Here is a 23,175-nt window from a genome sequence, read left to right on the forward strand (position 1 = left end):
GGTCAAAGAGAGGCGCCAGCAGCCCCTTCCAGCCGCTCAATCCGAGCGATCAACGGCGCAATCTCTCCCCGAACAACACTGATCAGAGCATTCGGCTGAGCAGGCGCCCCTTGCAACGTGCTGCGCAGATGCGCGTACCCCGCGACCGCCGCGGCCACCGACCGCCGCACCGCCTTGACCTCCAACCCCCGCGACCGCAGCAGCACCCCCGCCGCCCCGTCCGGCTCGGCCACCAACCCGATCAGCAGATGCTCGCACCCCACGTAGTTGTGCCCCAGCCCGATCGCCTCGCCCACGGTCAGTTCCAGCGCCACCGCCATCGGCCGGCTGAATCGCAGGCCGCCGTCGTCCGCCTCGGGGAGCGGCGCCTCGGCGTCGGCGGGCGCGGTCAGCGACTGCGGGTCGATGTCCATCGTGGTGAGGATCTGGCGGGCGAGGTTTCCGGGTTCGGTGACCAGGCCGTGGAGCAGGTCGCCGGTTGTCACGTTGGATGTTGCGCGCTCGATTGCGAGGCCGAGCACGCTGATCGCCCGTGCGGTGAAAACGGTCTGGAGGCGTTCGGTCAGGTCGGTGTCGGTGAGGTCGCTGAGCACGGCCTGCCGGACGGCCTGGGAGCGCCGGACTGCCTGTTCGAGCGCACGTTGGCAGATCGGCGACACCGGGATGCCGGAGTCGCGGACGGCGTCGGCGAGGTCGTCGGGCAGGTACACGTTGATTTTTGGCATGCCCCCGTTATAACCCGCGTGCGGGGTTAGAAGATATAACCCCATGTTCCGTCACTAAGGTCTCTCGTGTGGTTACACGCATCCCGGTGACCGGTGACCGGGCCTATGACGTACTCGTCGGCCGCGACCTCGCCGGTGAGCTTCCGTCCCTGGTCAAAGGCGCGGCGAAGGCCGCGGTGCTCTATTCCGCGCCGCTGCGCGCGCACGCCGTGAGGGTGGCTGAGGCTTCCGGCGTACGCCCGTTGCTCGTTGAAGTGCCCGACGCCGAGGCCGGGAAGACGGTGGCCGTCGCGGCGCACTGCTGGGACGAGTTGGGGCGGGCCAACTTCACCCGCACCGACGTCGTGATCGGCGTCGGCGGGGGAGCGGTCACCGACCTGGCGGGGTACGTCGCCGCGGCCTGGCTGCGGGGCGTGCGCTGGGTGCCCTACTCGACGTCGCTGCTCGGCATGGTCGACGCGGCGGTCGGCGGCAAGACCGCGGTCAACATCGCGGCCGGAAAAAACCTGGTCGGCGCGTTCCACCCGCCGGCCGGTGTGCTCTGCGACCTCGACACGCTGGCCACCCTGCCGGCCGACGACCTGGTCGCCGGGCTGGCCGAGGTGGTCAAGTGCGGGTTCATCGCCGACCCGGCGATCCTCGATCTGATCGAGAAGGACCCGGCCGCCGATCCGGCCGGTGCGACCATCCGCGAACTGGTCGAGCGCTCGATCCGGGTGAAGGCCGACGTGGTGAGCGTCGACCTCAGGGAGTCCGGCCCTCGCGAGTTCCTCAACTACGGACACACGCTCGGACACGCCATCGAGAAGCGCGAGAAGTACACCTGGAAGCACGGGCACGCGATCTCGGTCGGGCTGATCTTCGCGGCCGCGTTGTCCCGGCTCAGCGGCCGGCTCGACGACGCGACCGCCCGTCGTCATCGGGAGGTTCTCGACTTGCTGGGGCTTCCCACCGCGTACGAGAAGGCGGCCTGGACCGACCTCCTGGCCGCGATGCGCGTCGACAAGAAGGCCCGGGCCGACACCTTGCGTTTCGTTGTTCTCGATGCCCTGGCGAAGCCGGGCATCCTGACCGGGCCCGACGACGGCCTTCTGGAGCAGGCCTACGCGGAGGTCGCCCGATGATCTACGTCCTGAACGGCCCCAACATCGGCCGGCTCGGCACCCGCGAGCCCGGCGTCTACGGCCGGACCACCTTCGCCGACCTGGTGCGGCTCTGCGAACAGACCGGCGAGCGGGTCGGGCAGCCGGTCGTGGTGCGCCAGACCGACGCCGAGCACGAGATGATCGGCTGGCTGCACGCGGCCGCCGACGAGGGCGCGGACGTGGTGCTCAACCCGGCCGCCTGGAGCCACTACAGCATCGCGGTGCGGGACGCTTGCGGCATGCTGACCGGGCGCCTCGTCGAGGTGCACATCTCGAACATCCACACACGCGAGGAATTCCGTCATCATTCGGTCATCTCGGCCGTGGCCACCGGGGTGATCGCGGGGCTCGGCGTCGACGGATATCGCCTGGCGATCGAGCACCTGGCGGCGTGAAACCCCGATTCGCCGGTCGGTCGTTCACGTCGGTAGACTCGGCCGGTCACCGATACGTATACAAGAGCTAGGTAGGACATGGCTTCCACGAACGACCTGAAGAACGGCCTGGTGCTCAACCTCGACGGCGAGCTGTGGGCCGTCGTGGAGTTCCAGCACGTCAAGCCGGGCAAGGGCGGGGCGTTCGTGCGCACCACGCTCAAGAACGTGCTCTCCGGCAAGGTCGTCGACAAGACCTTCAACGCGGGCACCAAGGTCGAGACCGCGACGGTCGACAAGCGGACGATGCAGTACCTCTACCAGGACGGCGAAGACTTCGTCTTCATGGACCTCGACACGTTCGACCAGATCACCGTGCCCGGCGGCACCGTCGCGGAAAACGCGAACTACCTGCTGCCCGAGGCCGAGGCGACGGTCGCGACCCACGAGGGCGTCCCGCTCTACATCGAGCTGCCGACCAGCGTCTTCCTCGAGGTGACCTACACCGAGCCGGGCCTGCAGGGCGACCGCTCGACCGGCGGCACCAAGCCGGCCACCGTCGAGACCGGCGCGACCGTAAACGTCCCGCTCTTCATCACCACCGGCGAGAAGATCAAGGTCGACACCCGCGACGGCCGTTACCTCGGTCGTTCCTGACATGGCCGAAGGCCCCAAAACGCAGATGCCCGCGCGTCGCAAGGCGCGGAAGCGGGCGCTGGACGTGCTCTACGAGGCCGACCTCCGCGATCTGCCGCCCGGCCAGGTCCTGACCGCATATCTGGATCGCATCGAGAAACCGCGCCCCGATCACATGGACTACGCGGTGATGCTGATCGAGGGCGTCGCGAAAAACCTGGACCGCATCGACGAGCTGATCGCGTCGTACGCCGAAGGCTGGACCATCGACCGCATGCCGGTCGTCGATCGCAATCTGGCGCGGATCGCGGTGTTCGAGCTGCTTTACGTGCCGGAGATCGATGATCCGGTGGCGATCACCGAGGCGGTCGAGCTGGCGAAGCAGATGTCTACCGACGACAGTCCCCGGTTCTTGAACGGGATCCTCGGGCGTATCGCCGAGTTCGCTACTCGGTAAAGACCCTGGGGCTCTGCCCCAGACCCCGGCCTCGGCTCGGAGATCGGCGCTTGCTGGGGGAGTAGTTGGGCTTCGGTGATCTGCTCGCGCCGGGTGGGATCGAATCATGGGTGGCCGGGAGCCGTAAGCAAAAGGCGCTTGCGGCTCCCGGCCACCCATGATTTTTCGGTTCTTGCCGACGCGAGGAGATCACCGAGAACCGGGCCTGGGTGGCCTTCGGCCACTCGGCCACTTCGACTGCTGCGCGGCTTCGGCCCCGCGACGATCGCCGTGCGGCGGGCCACTTCGGCTGGGCGTGCGCGCGCAAGCTTTTAAGGTCTCACCGACCCGCGCACCTTGACCACAACATGGTCTTAATCCTCGCCAGGCAGGCGCCGCCGCCGGTGCTCTGAGCCGTTGTCCTTCCGTTGTCCTTCCCAAGGCCGGCCTTTACACCGGCCGCGCCGCCGGCCCAGGGCCGCTCATCCGCTCACGTGAGTTCGCCGCCGAGCCCAACCCTCAGGCCGAAAAAGTTGCAGTCACCGAAGGAAGATCTCGGACGGTAATTACTGCCATGCAAGGTTTGGGCCGGAGGGTGCCCAAGATCGATATCAAGCCTGACGAGCGATCTTGGGCACCCTCCGGCCCAAACCGTCCCAGCGCAAGCAAGCCACCAACCCCACCCGATCACCCACCGCTACACGCGAAAGCCAAGCAACGACCTTCTGACGGCCCCCCAGGGCGAAGCGCCGCGTAACGGACAACGTTGTCATCAACCCCACGCCCCATCCGCGTACAAACAAACGGTTTGGGGATTTGGGCGGGAAAAGCGAAAGAGCCCGCGGGGAAGCGCGGGCTCGATCAGGGCGAAGCGGCTCAGCTGGCGAAGAACGCGCGCGGATCGGCGACCAGGACACCCTGCTCGGTCAAGCGCTCGATGAGGCCTGAGGGTGAGATGTCGTAGACAATGGCCAGCGCGCGCAGGTCGTCGGCGCGGATGGAGAGGACGCGGCCGTTGTAGTCGCCGCGCTGTTGCTGGATGGCGCGGGCGTACCGGGCGACGTAGGCCAGGTCCTCGCCCGTGGTGTCGTACAGTTTTTCCAGGTCGAGCACGATTTTGTTGGTCGCCTCGAGCCGGACGCCGCTGCCGTCGGGCAACAGCTCCGAGACGGGCACGCGGTAGAAGTCGGCCAATTCGGCGAGGCGGGAAACGGTCACGGCACGGTCGCCGCGCTCGTACGAGCCGACGACGACGGCCTTCCACCGGCCGTTCGACTTCTCTTCCACACCCTGCAGGGACAGGCCCTGCTGCTGCCGGATGGAGCGCAGGCGGGCGCCCAGCGACTTGGCGTACTCAGACGGCATTCGGAACACTCCCACTGTGCAAGGCGCGGAGGGTTCTTCCTCCGACGATCGCTACGCAGCGTGACGGTACGGAGTTCGGGGCCGCCGGTCAAGTGCCGGTTACCGATGAGTCCTGTGCCGGGCGCGCGAGTTGCCGGATTCGTCCGCTGATTCCTCTGGTCAGCCACGTCACGATCGTCACCATCATCGCCGCTGGTAACGTAGCGTCAGCCATCGGGCCGGCCCCGCCGGGGTTGCCCGAATTGACGTCCTTTAACGACCCGTCCCGTGAGGCGGGGAAGGGGGTCCGCCGTGGCGCAGCCGCGTGCCGACACAGCAACGAAGATCATTTTGAGTGGGGCCGACCTGCACCGGGTCGTCGACCGGATCGCTCATCAAATTCTCGAGAAGACTTCCGGCGCGACCGGCACGGTCCTTCTCGGCATCCCGACCCGCGGAGTGCCGCTGGCCCACCGGCTGGCCGCCCGCATCCACGCCTTCGAGGGCATCGACGTGCCGGTCGGGTCGCTCGACATCACCCTCTACCGCGACGACCTGCGGCTGCACGCGACCCGGGCACTCGGCAAGACCGATCTGCCGGGCGGCGGCGTCGACGGGCGCAAGGTCATCCTCGTCGACGACGTGCTGTTCTCCGGCCGTACGGTCCGGGCCGCGCTCGACGCGCTCAACGACGTCGGCCGGCCCAGCTCGGTGCAGCTGGCCGTGCTGGTCGACCGGGGCCACCGCGAGTTGCCGATCCGCGCCGACTACGTCGGCAAGAACATCCCGACCGCCCCGTCCGAGAGCGTCCGCGTCTCACTGACCGAGACGGACGGCCTGGACGAGATCAAGCTGACCGGGGGCACCGAATGATCAAGCACCTGCGCTCGGCCGCCGATCTGGATGCGGCCACCGCCACGCTGATCCTGGACACCGCGGCCGAGATGGCCGCGCTGGCCGGCCGCGAGGTCAAGAAACTGCCGACGCTGCGCGGGCGCACCGTGGTCAACCTGTTCTACGAGGACTCGACCCGCACCCGCATCTCGTTCGAGGCGGCGGCGAAGCGCCTCTCCGCCGACGTCATCAACTTCTCGGCCAAGGGTTCCAGCGTCTCCAAGGGCGAGAGCCTCAAGGACACCGCGCTGACGCTGCAGGCGATGGGCGCCGACGCGGTCGTCATCCGGCACTCGGCGAGCGGCGCGCCGCACCGGCTGTCGAGCTGGATCGACGGCTCGGTGATCAACGCCGGCGACGGTACGCACGAGCACCCGACCCAGGCGCTGCTCGACGCGTACACGATGCGCTCGCGGCTCGGGAAGATCGACGGCCTGAAGGTGGCGATCGTCGGGGACGTGCTGCACAGCCGGGTCGCGCGATCCAACGTCCTGCTGCTGTCGACGCTCGGCGCCCAGGTGACCGTGGTCGGGCCGCCGACGCTGATCCCGGTGGACATCGCGGCGTCGCTCGAGCCGTCCCTGAAAGTGTCGTACGACCTCGATAGCGTCCTGCCCGAGATGGACGTCGTGATGATGTTGCGGGTGCAGACCGAGCGCATGCAGGACTCGTACTTCCCGTCTTCCCGGGAATACAGCCGGCGCTACGGTCTCGATCTCGCGCGCATGCGACGCCTGCCGGGGCACGCGATCGTGATGCATCCCGGCCCGATGAACCGGGGCATGGAGATCACGCCGGAGGTGGCCGACTCGTCCCGCTCCACCATCGTTGAACAGGTCGCGAACGGGGTCAGCGCCCGCATGGCCGTCCTTTATCTGCTGCTCGGAGGAAAAGCGTGAGCTCATATGTGGTCAAGGGTGTCTCGCTGCTCGGCGCCGCGCCGGCCGATCTCTTCCTGTCCGACGGTTTGATCGTCAGCGAGCGCCCCGGCAACGCCGAGGTCATCGACGCCGCCGGGCTCGTCGCCCTCCCCGGCCTGGTCGACCTGCACACCCACCTGCGCGAACCCGGCCGTGAGGACGCCGAGACGGTCGAGACCGGCTCCCGGGCCGCCGCCCTCGGCGGATACACCGCGGTCTGCGCGATGGCCAACACCTCGCCGGTCGCCGACACCGCCGGCGTGGTCGAGCAGGTCTGGCGCCTCGGCCGCGAGGCCGGGCTGGTGGACGTGCAGCCGATCGGCGCGGTCACGGTCGGGCTGGCCGGCAAGCAGATGGCCGAGCTCGGCGCGATGGCGACCAGCGCGGCCAACGTGCGGATCTTTTCCGACGACGGGCACTGCGTGGCCGACCCGCGGCTGATGCGGCGCGCGCTGGAATACGTGAAGGCGTTCGGCGGGGTCATCGCCCAGCACGCCGAGGAGCCGCGGCTCACCGAGGGCGCCCAGATGCACGAGGGCGAGGTCAGCACCCGGCTCGGGCTGACCGGCTGGCCGGCCGTCGCCGAGGAGGCGATCATCGCCCGCGACGTGCTGCTCGCCGAGCACGTCGGCAGCCGCCTGCACGTCTGCCACGTCTCGACCGCCGGGTCGGTCGAGGTGCTGCGCCAGGCCAAGGCCCGCGGCGTCAACGTCACGGCCGAGGTCACCCCGCACCACCTGCTGCTCACCGACGAGCTGGCGGCCGGCTACGACCCGGTGTTCAAGGTCAACCCCCCGTTGCGTACGGCGAAGGACGTGCAAGCCCTGCGCACCGCGCTGATCGAGGGGGTCATCGACATCGTGGCCACCGACCACGCCCCGCACGCGGTGGAGGACAAGGAGTGCGAGTGGGCGTACGCCCGGCCCGGCATGGTCGGGCTGGAGACGGCGCTCCCGGTCGTGCTGAGCGTGCTCGGCGAGCAGTGGGAGCTGATCGCCGACCGCATGTCGCGGACCCCGGCGAAGATCGCCGGGCTGGAGGGCCACGGCCACGACCTGGTGGCCGGTGCTCCGGCCAACCTCACGCTGGTCGACCCGTCGGCGCGCCGGGTCGTCGACCCGGGCGAGCTGGCGAGCCGCAGCCGCAACACCCCATACGCAGGCACCACCCTGCCGGGTCGCATCGTCGCGACCTTCCTCCGGGGAGAGCCGACGGTTTTGGACGGGAAGGCAGTCAAATAATGCCCTTTAACTCTTCTGACGCGGTGCGGCGAAGCCGCCTTGGCAGCTCAGCCATTTTGGTACTCGAGGACGGGCGCACCTTCAGCGGCAGCGCGTACGGCGCGGTCGGCGAGACCTTCGGCGAGGCGGTGTTCACCACCGGCATGACCGGATATCAGGAGACGCTGACCGACCCGTCGTACCACCGGCAGGTCGTCGTGCAGACCGCCCCGCAGATCGGCAACACCGGCGTCAACGCCGAGGACGACGAGTCCGACCGCATCTGGGTCGCCGGCTACGTCGTCCGCGACCCGGCCCGCCGCCCGTCCAACTGGCGCGCCACCGGCGATCTGGGTGACCGGCTGGCCGCCGAGGGCGTGGTCGGCATCAGCGGTGTCGACACCCGGGCGCTGACCCGGCACCTGCGCGAGCGCGGCGCGATGCGGGCCGGCGTCTCCAGCGTCGACCTCGATCCGCAGTCGTTGCTCGCGCGCGTCCAGCAGAGCCCGCAGATGCTCGGCGCCGACCTGTCCATGCAGGTCAGCACCCCTTCGCGTTACACCGTCGAGGCGGAAGGCGAGCACCGCTACACGGTTGCCGCGCTCGACCTCGGCATCAAGCGCAACGTCTCGCGCCGGCTCGCCGCCCGCGGCGTGACCACGCACGTCTTCCCGGCCGGCTCCACCATCGACGACCTGCTCGCGGTCAGCCCCGACGCGGTGTTCTTCTCGCCCGGCCCGGGTGACCCGGCGACCGCCGACGGCCCGGTGGCGCTGGCACGCGAGGTGATGGGGCGCCAGGTTCCGCTGTTCGGCATCTGCTTCGGCAGCCAGATCCTCGGGCGGGCGCTCGGCTTCGGCACCTACAAGCTCGGCTACGGCCACCGCGGCATCAACCAGCCGGTGCTCGACCGGACCACCGGCAAGGTCGAGGTGACCAGCCACAACCACGGGTTCGCGGTCGACGCGCCGCTCAACCAGGTGATCGACACCGACTTCGGCGGGGTCGAGGTATCGCACGTCTGCCTCAACGACAACGTGGTCGAGGGCCTGCGCGGGATCGACGTACCCGCCTTCACCGTCCAGTACCACCCCGAGGCCGCCGCCGGCCCGCACGACGCCGACTACTTGTTCGATCGGTTCGTCGAGCTCGTGGAAAAGAAGGGCTGACCCATGCCGAAACGTGAAGATCTGCGGCACATCATGGTGATCGGCTCCGGCCCGATCGTCATCGGACAGGCCTGCGAGTTCGACTACTCCGGCACCCAGGCGTGCCGGGTGCTGCGCGCCGAGGGGCTGCGCGTCTCGCTGGTCAACTCCAACCCGGCCACGATCATGACCGACCCGGAGTTCGCCGACGCGACCTACGTCGAGCCGATCACCCCCGAGTTCGTCGAGCTGGTCATCGCGAAGGAGCGGCCGGACGCGATCCTGGCGACGCTGGGCGGCCAGACCGCGCTCAACACCGCGGTCGCCCTGCACGAGAACGGCGTGCTCGAGAAGTACGGCGTCGAGCTGATCGGCGCCAACATCGACGCGATCCGCAAGGGCGAGGACCGCCAGCTGTTCAAGGACATCGTGGCGATCGCCGGCGGCGAGACGCCGCGGTCGCGGGTGTGCCACTCGATGGACGAGGTCTTCGCCACCGTAGAAGATCTCGGTTTGCCGGTGGTCATCCGGCCCTCGTTCACCATGGGCGGCCTCGGGTCCGGCATGGCGCACACCCGTGAAGACCTCGAGCGGATCGCCGGCGCCGGACTGGCGTACTCCCCGGTGCACGAGGTGCTGATCGAGGAGAGCGTGCTCGGCTGGAAGGAGTACGAGCTCGAGCTGATGCGCGACAAGCACGACAACGTCGTGGTCGTCTGCTCGATCGAGAATCTCGACCCGATGGGCGTGCATACCGGCGACAGCGTCACGGTCGCCCCGGCCATGACCCTGACCGACCGCGAATACCAGCGCATGCGCGACCTCGGCATCGCGGTGCTGCGCGAGGTCGGCGTCGACACCGGCGGCTGCAACATCCAGTTCGCGATCAACCCGGCCGACGGCCGCCTGGTCGTGATCGAGATGAACCCGCGCGTGTCGCGTTCCTCGGCGCTCGCCTCCAAGGCCACCGGCTTCCCGATCGCCAAGATCGCGGCGAAGCTGGCCATCGGCTACACGCTCGACGAGATCCCCAACGACATCACCCTGCAGACGCCGGCCGCGTTCGAGCCCGCCCTCGACTACGTGGTCGTGAAGATCCCGCGGTTCGCGTTCGAGAAGTTCCCGGGCGCCGACCCCGAGCTGACCACCACGATGAAGTCGGTCGGTGAGGCGATGAGCCTGGGCCGCAACTTCGCCGAGGCGCTCAACAAGGCGATGCGCTCGATGGAGACGTCGGCGGCCGGTTTCTGGACCCGTTCCGACCCCACCTCGTCGCTCGAAGAGACCTTGGCCGCGTTGAAGATCCCGCACGACGGGCGTCTCTCCACCGTGGAGAGAGCCCTCCGGCTGGGCGCGAGCGTCGAGCAGGTGCACGAGGCCAGCGGCGGCATCGACCCGTGGTTCCTCGACGAGATCAAGGCGCTGGTCGACATGCGGGCCGAGATCATCGACGCCGCGGTGCTCGACGAGGAACTGCTGCGCCGGGCCAAGCGGTCCGGTCTCTCCGACCGGCAGCTCGCGGCCTTGCGGCCGGAGCTGGCCGGGGAGGACGGCGTGCGCATTCTGCGCCACCGCCTGGGCGTACGCCCGGTGTACAAGACGGTCGACACCTGCGCGGCCGAGTTCGAGGCGAAGACGCCGTACCACTATTCGACGTACGACGAAGAGACCGAGGTCGCGCCCAGCGACCGCCCGAAGGTTTTGATCCTCGGTTCCGGGCCCAACCGCATCGGCCAGGGCATCGAGTTCGACTACTCGTGCGTGCACGCGGTGATGGCGTTGCGCGGCGTCGATTACGAGACCGTGATGGTCAACTGCAACCCGGAGACGGTCTCCACCGACTACGACACCGCCGACCGGCTCTACTTCGAACCGCTCACCTTCGAGGACGTCCTCGAGGTCTTCCACTCCGAGGACGCCAGCGGCAAGGCGGCCGGCGGCCCGGGCGTGGTCGGCGTGATCGTCCAGTTGGGCGGGCAGACCCCGCTCGGCCTGGCCCAGCGGCTCAAGAAGGCCGGCGTCCCGATCGTCGGCACCTCGCCGGAGTCGATCGACCTGGCCGAGGACCGCGGGCTGTTCGGCGCGGTGCTGGCCAAGGCCGGGCTGCGCTCGCCCGACCACGGCACGGCGACCAGCTTCGACGAGGCCAAGGCGATCGCCGACACCATCGGGTACCCGGTGCTGGTCCGGCCGTCCTACGTGCTCGGCGGCCGGGGCATGGAGATCGTCTACGACGAGGAGATCCTGCGCGGCTACATCGAGCGGGCGACCGAGATCTCGCCCGACCACCCGGTGCTGGTCGACCGGTTCCTCGACGACGCGATCGAGATCGACGTGGACGCGCTCTGCGACGCCACCGGCGAGGTCTACCTGGGCGGCGTGATGGAGCACATCGAGGAGGCCGGCATCCACTCCGGCGACTCGTCCTGCTCGCTGCCGCCGATCACCCTGGCCGGTTCGCACCTGGCCGAGGTGCGCCGCTACACCGAGGCGATCGCCCGCGGGGTCGGCGTGCGGGGCCTGCTCAACGTGCAGTACGCGCTGAAGGACGACGCGCTCTACGTGCTCGAGGCCAACCCGCGCGCGTCCCGTACGGTGCCGTTCGTCTCCAAGGCGACCGCGGTGCCGCTGGCCAAGGCGGCCGCCCGGATCATGCTCGGCGCCACGATCGCTGAACTCCGCGAGGAAGGCATCCTGCTCTCCGAGGGCGACGGCGGCACGGTGCCGGACAACGCGCCGATCGCGATCAAGGAGGCGGTGCTGCCGTTCAAGCGGTTCCGCACCCCGGCCGGTCAGGGCGTCGACAGCCTGCTCGGGCCGGAGATGAAGTCGACAGGCGAGGTGATGGGCATCGACGCCGGGTTCGGCCAGGCGTTCGCCAAGTCGCAGGCCGCGGCGTACGGGTCGCTGCCGACCGGCGGCAAGATCTTCGTGTCGGTGGCCAACCGGGACAAGCGGTCGATGATCTTCCCGATCAAGCGGCTGGCCGACCTCGGCTTCACGATCGTCACCACCGCCGGCACCGGCGAGGTGCTGCGCCGGCACGGCATCGAGTGCGAGATCGTCCCCAAGCACTTCGAGAGCCCGGGGCAGAACGCGGTCGCGCTGATCGAGGCGGGCGAGATCGCGATGATCATCAACACCCCGCAGGGTTCGGGCGCCAGCGCCCGGAAAGACGGGTACGAGATCCGCAGCGCCGCGGTCACCGCCGACATCCCGAGCATCACGACCGTCCCCGGTGCCGCGGCCGCGGTGATGGGCATCGAGGCGCTGATGCGCGGCGACATGACCGTACGGCCGCTGCAGGAGCTGCACGCGGCGCTGCGGGGCAAGCAGTGACGCTGTTCGAATCCGCCGTCCGGCCGGTCCTGTTCCGGCTGGGCGGTGGCGACGCGGAGAGCGCGCACGAGTTCACGCTGAACCGGCTGGCCCGGCTCGGCGGCCCGGCCCGGTCGATGCTGCACGCCCGTTATGCGACCAAGGCTCCGGTCGAGCTGTTCGGCGTGAAGTTCCCCAACCCGGTCGGCCTGGCCGCCGGGATGGACAAGAACGGTGTGGCACTGCCCGCGTGGCCGGCGCTCGGCTTCGGCTTCGTCGAGGTCGGCACGGTCACCGCGCATGCGCAGCCGGGGAACGACAAGCCGCGCCTGTTCCGGCTCCGGGACAGCGAGGCGATCATCAACCGGATGGGCTTCAACAACGCCGGGGCGGCGGCCCTGGCCGCCCGTCTCGCCTCGCTGGGGCCCCTGGGCGTGCCGCTGGGCATCTCGCTCGGCAAGTCCAAGATCACGCCGCTCGACGAGGCGGTGCACGACTACCTGACCTCCTACGAGCTGCTGCATCCGTACGCCGACTACATCGCGGTCAACGTCTCCTCGCCCAACACGCCGGGGCTGCGCACGCTGCAGGACCGGGGCGCGATCGCGGGCCTGCTCGGCGCGCTGGTCGGCAAGACCCCGGTGCTGGTGAAGATCGCCCCGGACCTGGCCGAGACGGCGATCGCCGAGGTGCTGGAGGTGTGCCTCGAGTTCGGCGCGGCCGGCGTGATCGCGACCAACACCACGCTGGCCCGCGACGGCCTGGCCCCCGCCGACCAGAACCGGGCGGCCGAGGCCGGTGGGCTGTCCGGGCGCCCCCTGACCGAACGAGCTCGCAAGATCGTCCACTTCGTCCACACCGAGACCGACGGCAAGCTGCCGATCATCGGCGTCGGCGGCGTGATGTCGGCCGACGACGCGAGCCGCCTCTTCGACGCCGGGGCGTCGCTGGTCCAGCTCTACAGCGGGTTCATCTACAAGGGGCCGGCGTTGGTCCGCGCGGCCGCCCGTGCTTCCAGGGCCGGCCGGTCATGACCACCGCCGATCCGGCCGCCCGACCGCCTGGTTCGGCTTTGTCCGGGTCGGCTTCGCCGGGGTCGCCCGCGTCTGTAACGGCCGTGCCCGGGTCGGGCTCGTCCGAGCCGGCCGCGCCCGGTTCGGCTTTGTCCGGGTCGGCTTTGTCCGGGTTGACCGCGGTGGGCGCGGGAACGGGGCGCACGAGGACGGCTGACGACCTGGTCGGGCTTGACCGGGCGCACGTCTGGCATCCCTACGGGCCGATGCCCGGGCGCTCCGATCCCTACCTGGTCGAGAGCGCCCGGGGCGTCCGGCTGACGCTGGCCGACGGGCGGGAGCTGGTCGACGGGATGTCGTCGTGGTGGGCGGCCATCCACGGTTACCGCCACCCGGTCCTCGACGCGGCCCTGGCCGACCAGGCCGGCCGGATGAGCCACGTGATGTTCGGCGGGCTCACCCACGAGCCCGCGATCCAGCTCGCCACCACGCTGGTCGAGCTGACCCCGCCCGGCCTCGAGCACGTCTTCCTGGCCGACTCCGGCTCGGTCGGGGTCGAGGTCGCGATCAAGATGGCGTTGCAGGCCCAGCTCGCCCTCGGGCGGCCGGGCCGGCGTCGGCTGGCCACCTGGCGGGGTGGCTATCACGGCGACACGTTCCATCCGATGAGCGTCTGTGACCCGGTCGGCGGCATGCACTCGCTCTGGACCGGGGTGCTGCCGGCGCAGATCTTCGCCGGCCGCCCGCCGCTGGAGTACGACGAGGACTACGCCGCCTCGCTGGTCGACATGATCGACCAGCACGCCGACGAGATCGCCGCGGTGATCGTCGAGCCGGTCGTGCAGGGTGCCGGGGGCATGCGGTTCCACCACCCCGACTACCTGCGGGTGCTGCGCGAGGCGACGGCCGCCCACGGGATCTTCCTGGTATTCGACGAGATAGCCACCGGTTTCGGACGTACCGGAACTTTCTTCGCCGCCGAGCATGCCGGGGTGTCCCCGGACATCATGGCCGTCGGCAAGGCGCTGACCGGCGGCTATCTGACTCTCGCGGCCACCCTCTGCACCCCGGGGATCGCTTCCGCGATCTCGGCCGGGGCGGGCGGCGGGCTCGCTCACGGCCCGACGTTCATGGGCAACCCGCTGGCCTGCGCGGTGGCCAACGCTTCGCTGGGCCTGTTGCGGTCGGGGGACTGGGCTTCCCGCGTACGCGAAATCGAGCGTGAGCTGCACGCCGGCCTGGACCCACTGCGGGGTTCTCCCGGTGTGGCCGACGTCCGCGTCCTCGGCGCGATCGGCGTGGTCCAGCTCGACCACGACGTCCACCTGGGCCGGGCGACCGCCGCCGCGGTGGCCGCCGGGGTGTGGCTGCGCCCGTTCCGCGACCTGATCTACACGATGCCGCCGTTCGTCACGGACGCGGCCGACGTGGCCCGCATTACCGCGGGAATCGCCGCCGCGGTGGCGGCTAGCCGACAGTAAGGAGACACCGCGATGGAGACCTTCGGCCGACGCCTCTACGACGTGATCGAGAAGCGCGGGCCGCTCTGCGTCGGCATCGATCCGCACCCCGGGCTGCTGGCTCGCTGGGGCCTCTCGGACGATGTCGCCGGCCTGGAACGCTTCGCCCGTACGGTCGTCGAAGCCCTGGCCGATCGGGTGGCCGTGTTGAAGCCGCAGTCGGCTTTTTTTGAGAGATACGGGTCACAGGGCATCGGAATTCTTGAGTCAACTATCCGACAGTCCCGGGAGGCCGGCGCGCTGGTCCTGCTGGACGTGAAGCGAGGCGACATCGGTTCGACGATGGCCGCATATGCAAGCGCGTACCTCGACCCAGCGAGTTCGCTCAGTGCTGACGCGATTACTGTGAGTCCCTATCTCGGGGTGGGTTCGTTGGAGCCGGCATTCGACCTCGCGGCCGCCAACGGCGCCGGGATCTTTGTCCTCGCGCTGACGTCGAACCCGGAGGGACCGGCCGTCCAACATGCCGTCACGGCATCCGGCAAGACCGTCGCGCAGACCGTGATCGATGAGATTTCCCAGCTCAACAAGGGTGCCGAGCCACTCGGGAGCTTCGGGCTGGTAGTCGGAGCGACCATTGGGGACACCGGTCATGATCTGTCCGAAGTGAACGGTCCACTGCTTGCGCCCGGCCTCGGAGCGCAGGGTGCGACCCCTGCGGACCTGCGCACGGTCTTCGGAAAAAGCGTGCGGAACGTGCTGCCGTCGTACTCACGCGAAGTTCTCGCGGCGGGACCATCAGTGGCCGAATTGCGCGCCGCGGCTGAGCGTGCGACGCAGGACTGCCGGCTCGCGCTCGGGTGAAAGGGCCTGCTTATCAGGCTCATGAAGAACCGGTACGGGGGTACCCCCACGTTGCCGAATCCCTCGTTGACCGCTAGTTTTCCCGGCGCCAGGAACCACATGCCCCTTTGGTTCCCTGGCACACCACGTTTCACAGATGCGCCGGTATTGCTACCGCCGCGATAGGGACCTGAGGAGAACTGGTGCCGCTCCCGTCACTGAGCCCCGAGCAGCGCGCTGCAGCGCTGGAAAAGGCCGCCGAAGTTCGCAAGGCGCGGGCTGAGCTGAAGGAACAGCTCAAGTCCGGCAAGACCACCCTCGCCGCCGTGCTCGACCGCGCGGAGGCGGACGAGGTCGTCGGCAAGCTGAAGGTCTCGGCCGTGCTTCAGGCGCTGCCGGGCATCGGCAAGATCCGCGCGACGCAGATCATGGAGAAGCTCAAGATCGCTGACAGCCGTCGTCTGCGCGGCCTCGGCGATCAGCAGCGCAAGGCCCTCCTGGGGGAGTTCGCTGCCAACTGACTCATGGGCTCGTGTTGAATGAGCCTGTGAGCATGGATGACGACGCGCGCCCGGCAGCCCGCCTCACCGTCCTGTCCGGCCCCAGCGGGGTCGGCAAGGACAGCGTGATCGAGCTGATCCGGGCGCGCTCGCCTTGGATCAAGTTGTCGGTGTCGGTCACGACCCGCAAGAAGCGGGACTACGAGACCGACGGAGAGCACTACCACTTCGTGACCCGGCCGGAGTTCCAGCGCCTGATCGACGGCGGACAGCTGCTCGAGTGGGCCGAGTTCGCCGGCAACCTCTACGGCACCCCCCGCGCCCAGGTCGAGGGCTGGCTGGCCCAGGGCCGCCCGGTGCTGCTGAAGATCGACCTGCAGGGCGCCCGCCAGGTGCGAGCCGCCATGCACGACGCCCAGCTGGTGTTCCTCGCCCCGCCGAGCGTCGAGGAACTCAAGCGCCGGCTCGTCGGCCGAGGCACCGACGACGAAGAAACGATCAAACGCCGGCTCGCCCACGCGGACGAGGAACTCGCCGCCGAAAGCGAGTTCGACGTCACCGTCGTCAACGACTTCGTCGAGCGCGCCGCCGATGAGCTGGTAGGATTGCTCGGTTCGTCATTTCTGACCCCGGCCCGGGATCTCTGAATCCAGATCATTAAGGAAGTTCGACAACGTGGGAACCATCGCGAACCCCGAAGGCATCACCAACCCGCCGATCGACGAGCTGCTCGACAAGACCTCGTCGAAGTACTCGCTGGTGATCTTCGCGGCCAAGCGCGCCCGCCAGGTCAACGCCTACTACAGCCAGCTCGGTGAGGGCCTCCTCGAATACGTCGGCCCCCTGGTCGAGACCACCCCGCAGGAGAAGCCGCTCTCCATCGCCATGCGCGAGATCAACGCCGGCCTGCTGACCGCGGAAGCTACCGACCAGCCGTAGTCGGCTGAGCGGAGTGTGTTCGCGGAAAGCGCGAACCGGTGGACCGACTCCGATGCCTGCTCCGGGGGCCGAGCCCCCGGACGCCCCGCGTTGCGGTGGTTGCGGTCGGGAAAGTCGGTTGCGGTTGGTGCGCCCGCTGCGTGGGCGGGGTGAGTCGGTTGCGGTGAGTTGTCCTCGCCGGTCGTTTCGCTTGTCCTTGCATTCAGACTGTTGAAATGCCCCTTGTTCGCGGAGACGCGAGCCGGGGGCATTTGGCTTTTGTCGGGGATGACGTCCGGGTGCTCGTAGCTGGAGTCGGCGCCACTGGGCTGGGCATCTGCGGCTCGTGCGCAGGGGTTCGTGGGAGAGGTGCTGCCCTGGTGCGGTGAGGGCGCCGGGGCGACCTGGGGTACTGCGGTTGTCGCGGGTCCAAGGGTCGCGGCTCCCCGGGGGTGCGGTCGCCGGAGCGGCGATCTGGTTGGCGCATCTCGGCGGGGATCCCGGTCGACGCGGGCGCGTCACGGTCGACGCGAGCGCGGCACCAAGGCGGGAGCAGTGGCAGCACGGCGGCCTCTTCACCGACGGCGTGCGCGAGGTCGCCGGGACAGCTGACGCGAGGTCGCCGGGACAGCTGATCGGTGAGGGGCCGCGCGGAGAGTGCGAGCTGGTCGAGTCGGGGCCGGACGGCAATGTCCGGGACGCGGCGCCGCTAGGTTCGGGATGGCGGGTGCTGCCTGTTCAGGCGAACCCGAAGGCTCGGGATGGCCTGTCGTCTGTGACGTCGGGGCGTTCGGCTGGCCTCGTGGCCTCCGGTTCGGCGGAGGGTTACGAATTTCGCTTGCTTGCGCCGGCTGGACGGCGGGCTTCTATTCTCGCGGGGGACTGCGGATCGGACTGGGGGCTTCTGGTGGCCGAGGTTGTGCTCGGGGTGTGCGGGGGTATCGCCGCGTACAAGGCTTGTGATCTGCTGCGGCTGTTCACCGAGTCGGGGCATCGGGTGCGGGTGGTGCCGACCGCCTCGGCATTGAAGTTTGTGGGTGAGCCGACCTGGGCGGCGCTGTCGGGGCAGCCGGTGGCCACCGAGGTCTGGGAAGACGCGCACGAGGTGCCGCACGTGCGGATCGGGCGGCAGGCCGAGCTGGTCGTGGTCGCGCCGGCGACCGCGGACATGCTGGCCAAGGCGGCCCACGGCATCGCCGACGACCTGCTGACCAACACGCTGCTGACGGCCACCTGCCCGGTCGTCTTCGCGCCCGCCATGCACACCGAGATGTGGGAAAACGCGGCCACCCAGGCCAACGTCGCCACGCTGCGGGCCCGCGGGGCGATCGTGATCGAGCCGGCGGTCGGGCGGCTGACCGGCAAGGACACGGGCAAGGGCCGGCTTCCCGAGCCGCGGGAGATCTTCGAGCTGGCACTGCGCGTACGGAAAAGGGGTCTTGATCTTGACCTTGGGGGCCGTCACGTCGTGGTGACGGCGGGCGGGACGCGGGAGCCGCTGGACCCGGTGCGGTTCCTCGGGAACCGGTCGTCCGGCAAGCAGGGATATGCGCTGGCCCGGGCGGCGGCGGCGCGCGGGGCGCGGGTCACACTCATTGCGGCGAACGTCACCCTGCCCGATCCTGCAGGAACTGACATCGTCCGGGTCGGCACCACCGAGGAGTTGCGGGCGGCGACGGTCGCCGCGGCGGCCGATGCCCACGTGGTGGTCATGTCGGCCGCGCCGGCCGACTTCCGCCCGGCGACGGTCCGGGACCAGAAGATCAAAAAAGCCGACGGCGGTACGCCGGAGCCGATCGCACTCGTGACGAACCCTGACATCGCGGCCGAACTGGGCGAGCATAAGGGCCCTGGGCAGGTGCTCGTCGCCTTCGCGGCCGAGACCCACGACGCGCTGGAGAACGCCCGCGCTAAGTTGATCAAAAAGCGTGCCGATGTGATCGTCGTCAACGAGGTCGGCGTGGACAAGGTGTTCGGAGCCGACCGGAACACGGTCACGATCCTCGGCGCCGACGGCAGCACCGTCGAACTCGGCGAACTCCCGAAAGACGATGTGGCCGATATGATTTGGGACACGGCCGTGACGATCCTGGATCGGCAGGTCGGCCCCGGTGGGACTGGCTGAACCTCCAGGCGACTTTTCCGTGGCGCGGTGACTACACTGCCCGCGACAGCTAGTAGTCGACATTCTGAGGAGCACCGTGGCACGCCGCCTGTTCACCTCCGAGTCGGTCACGGAGGGCCACCCGGACAAGATCGCTGACCAGATCAGCGACGGCATTCTCGATGCCCTGCTCACGCAGGACCCGCGCAGCCGCGTGGCGGTCGAGACCCTGATCACGACCGGGCAGGTGCACGTCGCGGGCGAGGTCACCACCCAGGCGTACGCCGACATCCCGAGCATCGTGCGCGACACGATCCTGCGGATCGGCTACGACTCGTCGAAGAAGGGCTTCGACGGAGCGTCGTGCGGCGTCAGCGTCTCGATCGGCTCCCAGTCGCCCGACATCGCGCAGGGCGTCGACAGCGCGCTCGAGCTGCGCTCCGGTGACTCCGAGCACGTCCTCGACTCGCAGGGCGCCGGCGACCAGGGCATGATGTTCGGCTTCGCCTGCTCGGAGACCCCCGAGCTGATGCCGCTGCCGATCGCGCTCGCCCACCGCCTCGCCCGGCGGCTCTCGGTGGTCCGCAAGGACGGCACGATCCCCTACCTGCGCCCGGACGGCAAGACCCAGGTCACCATCGAGTACGACGGCCTGCGCCCGGTTCGCCTCGACACGGTCGTCGTGTCCTCGCAGCACGCCGCCGACATCTCGCTCGAGAGCCTGCTCACGCCGGACGTCCGCGAGCACGTCATCGCGCCCGAGCTGGACGGCCTCGACCTCGACACCGAGGGCTACCGCCTGCTGGTCAACCCGACCGGTCGCTTCGAGATCGGCGGCCCGATGGGCGACGCCGGCCTCACCGGTCGCAAGATCATCGTTGACACGTACGGCGGCTACGCCCGCCACGGTGGCGGCGCCTTCTCCGGCAAGGACCCGTCCAAGGTGGACCGCTCCGCGGCGTACGCGATGCGCTGGGTCGCCAAGAACGTCGTAGCGGCCGGCCTGGCCGAGCGCTGCGAGGCCCAGGTGGCGTACGCGATCGGCAAGGCACACCCGGTCAGCCTGTTCGTCGAGACCTTCGGCACCGAGAACGTGCCGGTCGAGCGCATCGAGAAGGCCATCAACGAGGTCTTCGACCTCCGCCCGGCCGCGATCATCCGCGACCTCGACCTGCTGCGCCCGATCTACCAGCAGACCGCGGCCTACGGCCACTTCGGCCGTGACCTCCCCGAGCTCAAGTGGGAGAGCACCGACCGCGCCCAGGACCTGAAGAACGCCGCCGCCTGACCAACGGCCGACCGCAGGGAAAGGCCGGCGCCCCGTCCGGGGGTGCCGGCCATTTTCTTGGCCGGAGCGCGGGGCACCGCCTGCGCGGAACTGTCGGAGGTGCCGGGCATGATTGGCCCCGATGGTGACGAGAAGCGCGCGCAAAGATCGAGAACCGGCGGCCCGGCTGCCGGTGGCCCGAGTCTGCGTGGACGTGCCGCTGCCGCACCTCGACCGCCCCTTCGACTACCTGATCGAGTCGGCCGACGACGAGTCGGCCCGGCCGGGGGTGCGGGTCAAGGTCCGATTCGCCGGGCAGCTGGTGAGCGGCTTCCTGCTGGAGCGGGTGGAAAGCTCACCGCACACCGGCCGGCTCGCCTACCTCGAGAAGATCGTCTCCCCGGAGCAGGTGCTCGACCCGGAGGTCGCCCGGCTGGCCCGGGCGGTGGCCGACCGCTACGCCGGCAACCTCTGCGACGTCCTGCGCCTGGCAGTGCCGCCCCGGCACGCCCGGGTCGAGACGCAGGCGCGTAAGGCGGTCCCGGTGGCAGGGGCACCCGAGTCCGTTCCGGCGAGCGACTCCGAGCCGGCGGCCCCGGTCGAGGGCGTACCGGAAAACGCCGGCGAGTTGAGCGGTGTGGGCGAGGTGGCGCCGGGCGATGCTGCCGGGCCGGGTGGCTCGGCCGAGGGGGTGCCTGGGAGGGGCGGCGAAGCGGGCGCTTCGGCGGGTGGCGATGCTGCCGATGACGTGACGCCGGGGGCGGGGTGGGGCGCCTACACGGCCGGGGCGGCCTTCCTGCGTGGCCTCGCCGAAGGCCGCGCGCTGCGGGCGGTCTGGGGCGCCCTGCCGGGCGAAGACTGGGCGCAGCGTATCGCCGAGGCCGCCGCCGCGACCGTACGGGCCGGGCGCGGCGTCATCATCGTGGTGGCCGATGCGCGGGACCTCGACCGCATGGACCGGGCCCTCGCAGGCACGCTCGGAGCCGGGCAGCACGTTGCTCTCAACGCCGCCCTCGGGCCGGCCGAGCGCTACCGCCGTTTTCTGCAGGCCAGCCGGCATCAGGTGCCGGTCGTCGTCGGCACCCGGGCGGCCATGTGGGCGCCGGCCGCCAAGCTGGGTCTCGTCGTCATCTGGGACGACGGTGACGACCTGCACGCCGAGCCCCGGTCGCCCTACCCGCACGCGCGGGACGTGCTTCTGACCCGGGCCCAGCTGAGCGATTGCGCCGCCCTGGTGGCCGGCTTCGCCCGGACCGGGGAGGCGCAGCTGCTGCTGGAGACCGGCTGGGCGAAGGAGATCGTCGCCCCTCGGGACGTGCTGCGGCAGCGGTCCCCGGCGATCGCCCCGACCGGCGACGACCCTCAGCTGGCCCGGGACCCGGGTGCGGCGACCGCCCGGCTGCCCAGTCTGGCCTGGCAGGCGGCCCGGCAGGCGCTGCAGCACGACAGCCCGGTGCTGGTGCAGGTGCCGCGGAGGGGCTATCTGCCGAACACCGCCTGCGCCGAGTGCCGCACCCCGGCGCGCTGCCCGCACTGTTCGGGGTCGCTGGGGCTGTCGGGGGCGCGTGACGTCCCGACCTGTCACTGGTGCGGGCGGGCCGCCGCCGCGTACAGCTGCCCCAACTGCGGCAGCCGGCAGCTGCGGGCCTCGGTGACCGGCGCCCGGCGGACCGCCGAGGAGCTGGGGCGGGCGTTCGCGGGGGCGACGATCCGCACGTCGGGACGCGACGAGATCCTCGACCATGTCCCGCGGGCGGCCGCCGTGGTGGTGGCCACGCCGGGGGCGGAACCGGTGGCCGAGGGCGGCTACGGCGCGGTGCTGCTGCTCGACACGTGGGCGCTGCTGACCCGGGCCGACCTACGGGCGGCCGAGGAGACGATGCGCCGCTGGCTCAACGCGGCCGCGCTGGCCCGGCCGGCTCCGGAGGGCCGCGTGATCGTGGTCGCCGACGGGGGGCTCGCTCCGGTGCAGGCGCTGCTGCGGTGGGATCCCGGATGGTTCGCCGCCCGGGAACTCGTCGAGCGGCGTGAGCTCGGCTTTCCCCCCGCCGTACGGATGGCAAGCGTGACCGGGAAGGCGGAGGCGGTCGCCGAACTTCTGTCGGCAGCGAAGCTGCCGGACGGCGCCGAGCTGCTCGGACCGGTTCCGGCCGACGACGAGCAGGAGCGGATGCTCGTGCGGGTGAACCGGGGGCGGGCAGGCGAGATGGCGCACGCGCTGCATGAGGCGTCGGGTGTGCGGAGTGCGCGGAAGGCGGCTCTTCCGGTACGCATCGAGGTGGACCCGGCCGCTCTGTTCTAGAAACGTAGACTTGGCTGTTGCTTTGAAAAGAGGGAGTCCTACCGCGTGACCGTCCAGCCCATCCGTCTCTTCGGCGATCCGGTGCTTCGCTCCGCCGCCGATCCCGTCGTCGACTTCGACAAGGAACTGCGCAACCTGGTCAAGGACCTCATCGAGACGATGCAGGACGAGGGTGGCGCCGGCCTGGCCGCCCCGCAGCTCGGCGTCGGTCTGCGGGTCTTCGCGTTCGACGTCGACGACGTGGTCGGCCACATCATCAACCCGGTGCTGTCGTTCCCCGACGACGAGGAGCAGGACGGCCCGGAGGGCTGCCTGTCGATCCCGGGCATCTACATCGACACCAAGCGCCGGCAGAACGTCGTCGCGCAGGGCTTCACCGAGCACGGTGACCCGTTGCAGCTGGTCGGCACCGGGCTGATGGCCCGTTGTGTGCAGCACGAGACCGATCACCTCGACGGTGTGCTGTTCCTCGACCGGCTCGACTCGGCCGGGCGGAAGGATGCGATGAAGCAGATCCGGGCCGCGGATTGGTACAACGCCGACAAGCCTCCGCTGATCAAGGAGAGTCCGCACGGCCGGGGCATCTTCGGCGTGGGGCGGTGAGCGGG

Annotated in this window: 21 protein-coding genes; 19 read left to right on the forward strand and 2 right to left on the reverse strand. The window is 69.9% G+C overall.

Annotation, left to right across the window (positions count from 1 at the left end; translation table 11 throughout):
- Window positions 1–2: 2 nt before the first annotated feature.
- Window positions 3–770, reverse strand: a complete 768-nt coding sequence (locus tag ACIA5C_RS24955) for a Clp protease N-terminal domain-containing protein (RefSeq protein ID WP_396058524.1) — start codon at window positions 768–770, stop codon at window positions 3–5.
- Window positions 771–793: 23 nt separating this feature from the next.
- Here ACIA5C_RS24955 and aroB point away from each other — a divergent pair, with 23 nt between their 5' ends.
- The 4 genes from aroB (at window position 794) to nusB (ending at window position 3,337) form a co-directional block, all read left to right on the forward strand.
- Complete coding sequence (gene aroB, locus ACIA5C_RS24960; protein WP_396058526.1) at window positions 794–1,849, forward strand: 3-dehydroquinate synthase; 1,056 nt, start codon at window positions 794–796, stop codon at window positions 1,847–1,849.
- A complete protein-coding gene (aroQ, locus tag ACIA5C_RS24965; RefSeq protein WP_396058528.1) occupies window positions 1,846–2,265 on the forward strand; it encodes a type II 3-dehydroquinate dehydratase in 420 nt (139 codons plus the stop codon). The genes aroB and aroQ overlap by 4 nt, the downstream gene beginning before the upstream one ends.
- Window positions 2,266–2,343: 78 nt before the next feature.
- A complete protein-coding gene (gene efp / locus ACIA5C_RS24970; RefSeq protein WP_396058530.1) occupies window positions 2,344–2,901 on the forward strand; it encodes an elongation factor P in 558 nt (185 codons plus the stop codon).
- A 25-nt stretch (window positions 2,902–2,926) separates the two neighbouring features.
- The gene (gene nusB, locus ACIA5C_RS24975; RefSeq protein WP_396058794.1) at window positions 2,927–3,337 is read left to right on the forward strand and encodes a transcription antitermination factor NusB; all 411 of its coding nucleotides are present in this window, start codon (window positions 2,927–2,929) and stop codon (window positions 3,335–3,337) included.
- A gap of 855 nt (window positions 3,338–4,192) precedes the next feature.
- Here nusB and ACIA5C_RS24980 read toward each other — a convergent pair.
- Window positions 4,193–4,681, reverse strand: coding sequence for a transcriptional regulator (locus ACIA5C_RS24980; RefSeq protein WP_020517563.1), 489 nt, complete (start codon window positions 4,679–4,681; stop codon window positions 4,193–4,195).
- Between the two features lie 291 nt (window positions 4,682–4,972).
- Here ACIA5C_RS24980 and pyrR point away from each other — a divergent pair, with 291 nt between their 5' ends.
- The 15 genes from pyrR to def all read left to right on the forward strand — a co-directional run bounded on the left by pyrR (window position 4,973) and on the right by def (window position 23,170).
- Entirely contained in the window at window positions 4,973–5,533 is a 561-nt protein-coding gene (pyrR, locus tag ACIA5C_RS24985) for a bifunctional pyr operon transcriptional regulator/uracil phosphoribosyltransferase PyrR (protein ID WP_396058532.1), read from the forward strand.
- Window positions 5,530–6,453: an aspartate carbamoyltransferase catalytic subunit gene (locus ACIA5C_RS24990; RefSeq protein ID WP_396058534.1), complete on the forward strand. Its 924-nt coding sequence runs from the start codon at window positions 5,530–5,532 to the stop codon at window positions 6,451–6,453. Before pyrR ends, ACIA5C_RS24990 begins: the two co-directional genes overlap by 4 nt.
- Window positions 6,450–7,715, forward strand: coding sequence for a dihydroorotase (locus ACIA5C_RS24995; protein WP_396058536.1), 1,266 nt, complete (start codon window positions 6,450–6,452; stop codon window positions 7,713–7,715). The genes ACIA5C_RS24990 and ACIA5C_RS24995 overlap by 4 nt, the downstream gene beginning before the upstream one ends.
- Window positions 7,715–8,863: a glutamine-hydrolyzing carbamoyl-phosphate synthase small subunit gene (gene carA, locus ACIA5C_RS25000; protein WP_396058538.1), complete on the forward strand. Its 1,149-nt coding sequence runs from the start codon at window positions 7,715–7,717 to the stop codon at window positions 8,861–8,863. The genes ACIA5C_RS24995 and carA overlap by 1 nt, the downstream gene beginning before the upstream one ends.
- A gap of 3 nt (window positions 8,864–8,866) precedes the next feature.
- The gene (carB, locus tag ACIA5C_RS25005; RefSeq protein ID WP_396058539.1) at window positions 8,867–12,181 is read left to right on the forward strand and encodes a carbamoyl-phosphate synthase large subunit; all 3,315 of its coding nucleotides are present in this window, start codon (window positions 8,867–8,869) and stop codon (window positions 12,179–12,181) included.
- Window positions 12,178–13,194 carry a quinone-dependent dihydroorotate dehydrogenase gene (locus ACIA5C_RS25010; RefSeq protein WP_396058540.1) on the forward strand — a complete coding sequence of 339 codons (1,017 nt, stop codon included), beginning with the start codon at window positions 12,178–12,180 and terminating at the stop codon, window positions 13,192–13,194. The genes carB and ACIA5C_RS25010 overlap by 4 nt, the downstream gene beginning before the upstream one ends.
- A gap of 200 nt (window positions 13,195–13,394) precedes the next feature.
- Complete coding sequence (locus ACIA5C_RS25015; RefSeq protein WP_396058796.1) at window positions 13,395–14,654, forward strand: adenosylmethionine--8-amino-7-oxononanoate transaminase; 1,260 nt, start codon at window positions 13,395–13,397, stop codon at window positions 14,652–14,654.
- Between the two features lie 12 nt (window positions 14,655–14,666).
- Complete coding sequence (gene pyrF / locus ACIA5C_RS25020) at window positions 14,667–15,497, forward strand: orotidine-5'-phosphate decarboxylase (protein WP_396058542.1); 831 nt, start codon at window positions 14,667–14,669, stop codon at window positions 15,495–15,497.
- A gap of 182 nt (window positions 15,498–15,679) precedes the next feature.
- Entirely contained in the window at window positions 15,680–15,997 is a 318-nt protein-coding gene (mihF, locus tag ACIA5C_RS25025) for an integration host factor, actinobacterial type (protein ID WP_364110118.1), read from the forward strand.
- Window positions 15,998–16,029: 32 nt separating this feature from the next.
- Window positions 16,030–16,623: a guanylate kinase gene (gmk, locus tag ACIA5C_RS25030; RefSeq protein WP_396058544.1), complete on the forward strand. Its 594-nt coding sequence runs from the start codon at window positions 16,030–16,032 to the stop codon at window positions 16,621–16,623.
- Window positions 16,624–16,651: 28 nt separating this feature from the next.
- A complete protein-coding gene (gene rpoZ, locus ACIA5C_RS25035; protein WP_071807772.1) occupies window positions 16,652–16,915 on the forward strand; it encodes a DNA-directed RNA polymerase subunit omega in 264 nt (87 codons plus the stop codon).
- Between the two features lie 886 nt (window positions 16,916–17,801).
- Window positions 17,802–19,019, forward strand: coding sequence for a bifunctional phosphopantothenoylcysteine decarboxylase/phosphopantothenate--cysteine ligase CoaBC (gene coaBC, locus ACIA5C_RS25040; RefSeq protein ID WP_396058546.1), 1,218 nt, complete (start codon window positions 17,802–17,804; stop codon window positions 19,017–19,019).
- 76 nt (window positions 19,020–19,095) lie between these two features.
- Window positions 19,096–20,286 carry a methionine adenosyltransferase gene (metK, locus tag ACIA5C_RS25045; protein ID WP_396058548.1) on the forward strand — a complete coding sequence of 397 codons (1,191 nt, stop codon included), beginning with the start codon at window positions 19,096–19,098 and terminating at the stop codon, window positions 20,284–20,286.
- Window positions 20,287–20,473: 187 nt separating this feature from the next.
- Complete coding sequence (locus ACIA5C_RS25050; protein ID WP_396058798.1) at window positions 20,474–22,567, forward strand: primosomal protein N'; 2,094 nt, start codon at window positions 20,474–20,476, stop codon at window positions 22,565–22,567.
- 45 nt (window positions 22,568–22,612) lie between these two features.
- Window positions 22,613–23,170, forward strand: coding sequence for a peptide deformylase (gene def, locus ACIA5C_RS25055; RefSeq protein WP_396058550.1), 558 nt, complete (start codon window positions 22,613–22,615; stop codon window positions 23,168–23,170).
- Window positions 23,171–23,175 lie beyond the last annotated feature (5 nt).

Source organism: Actinoplanes sp. NPDC051343 (genome assembly GCF_044455125.1).
In the GTDB taxonomy this organism is placed as follows: domain Bacteria; phylum Actinomycetota; class Actinomycetes; order Mycobacteriales; family Micromonosporaceae; genus Actinoplanes.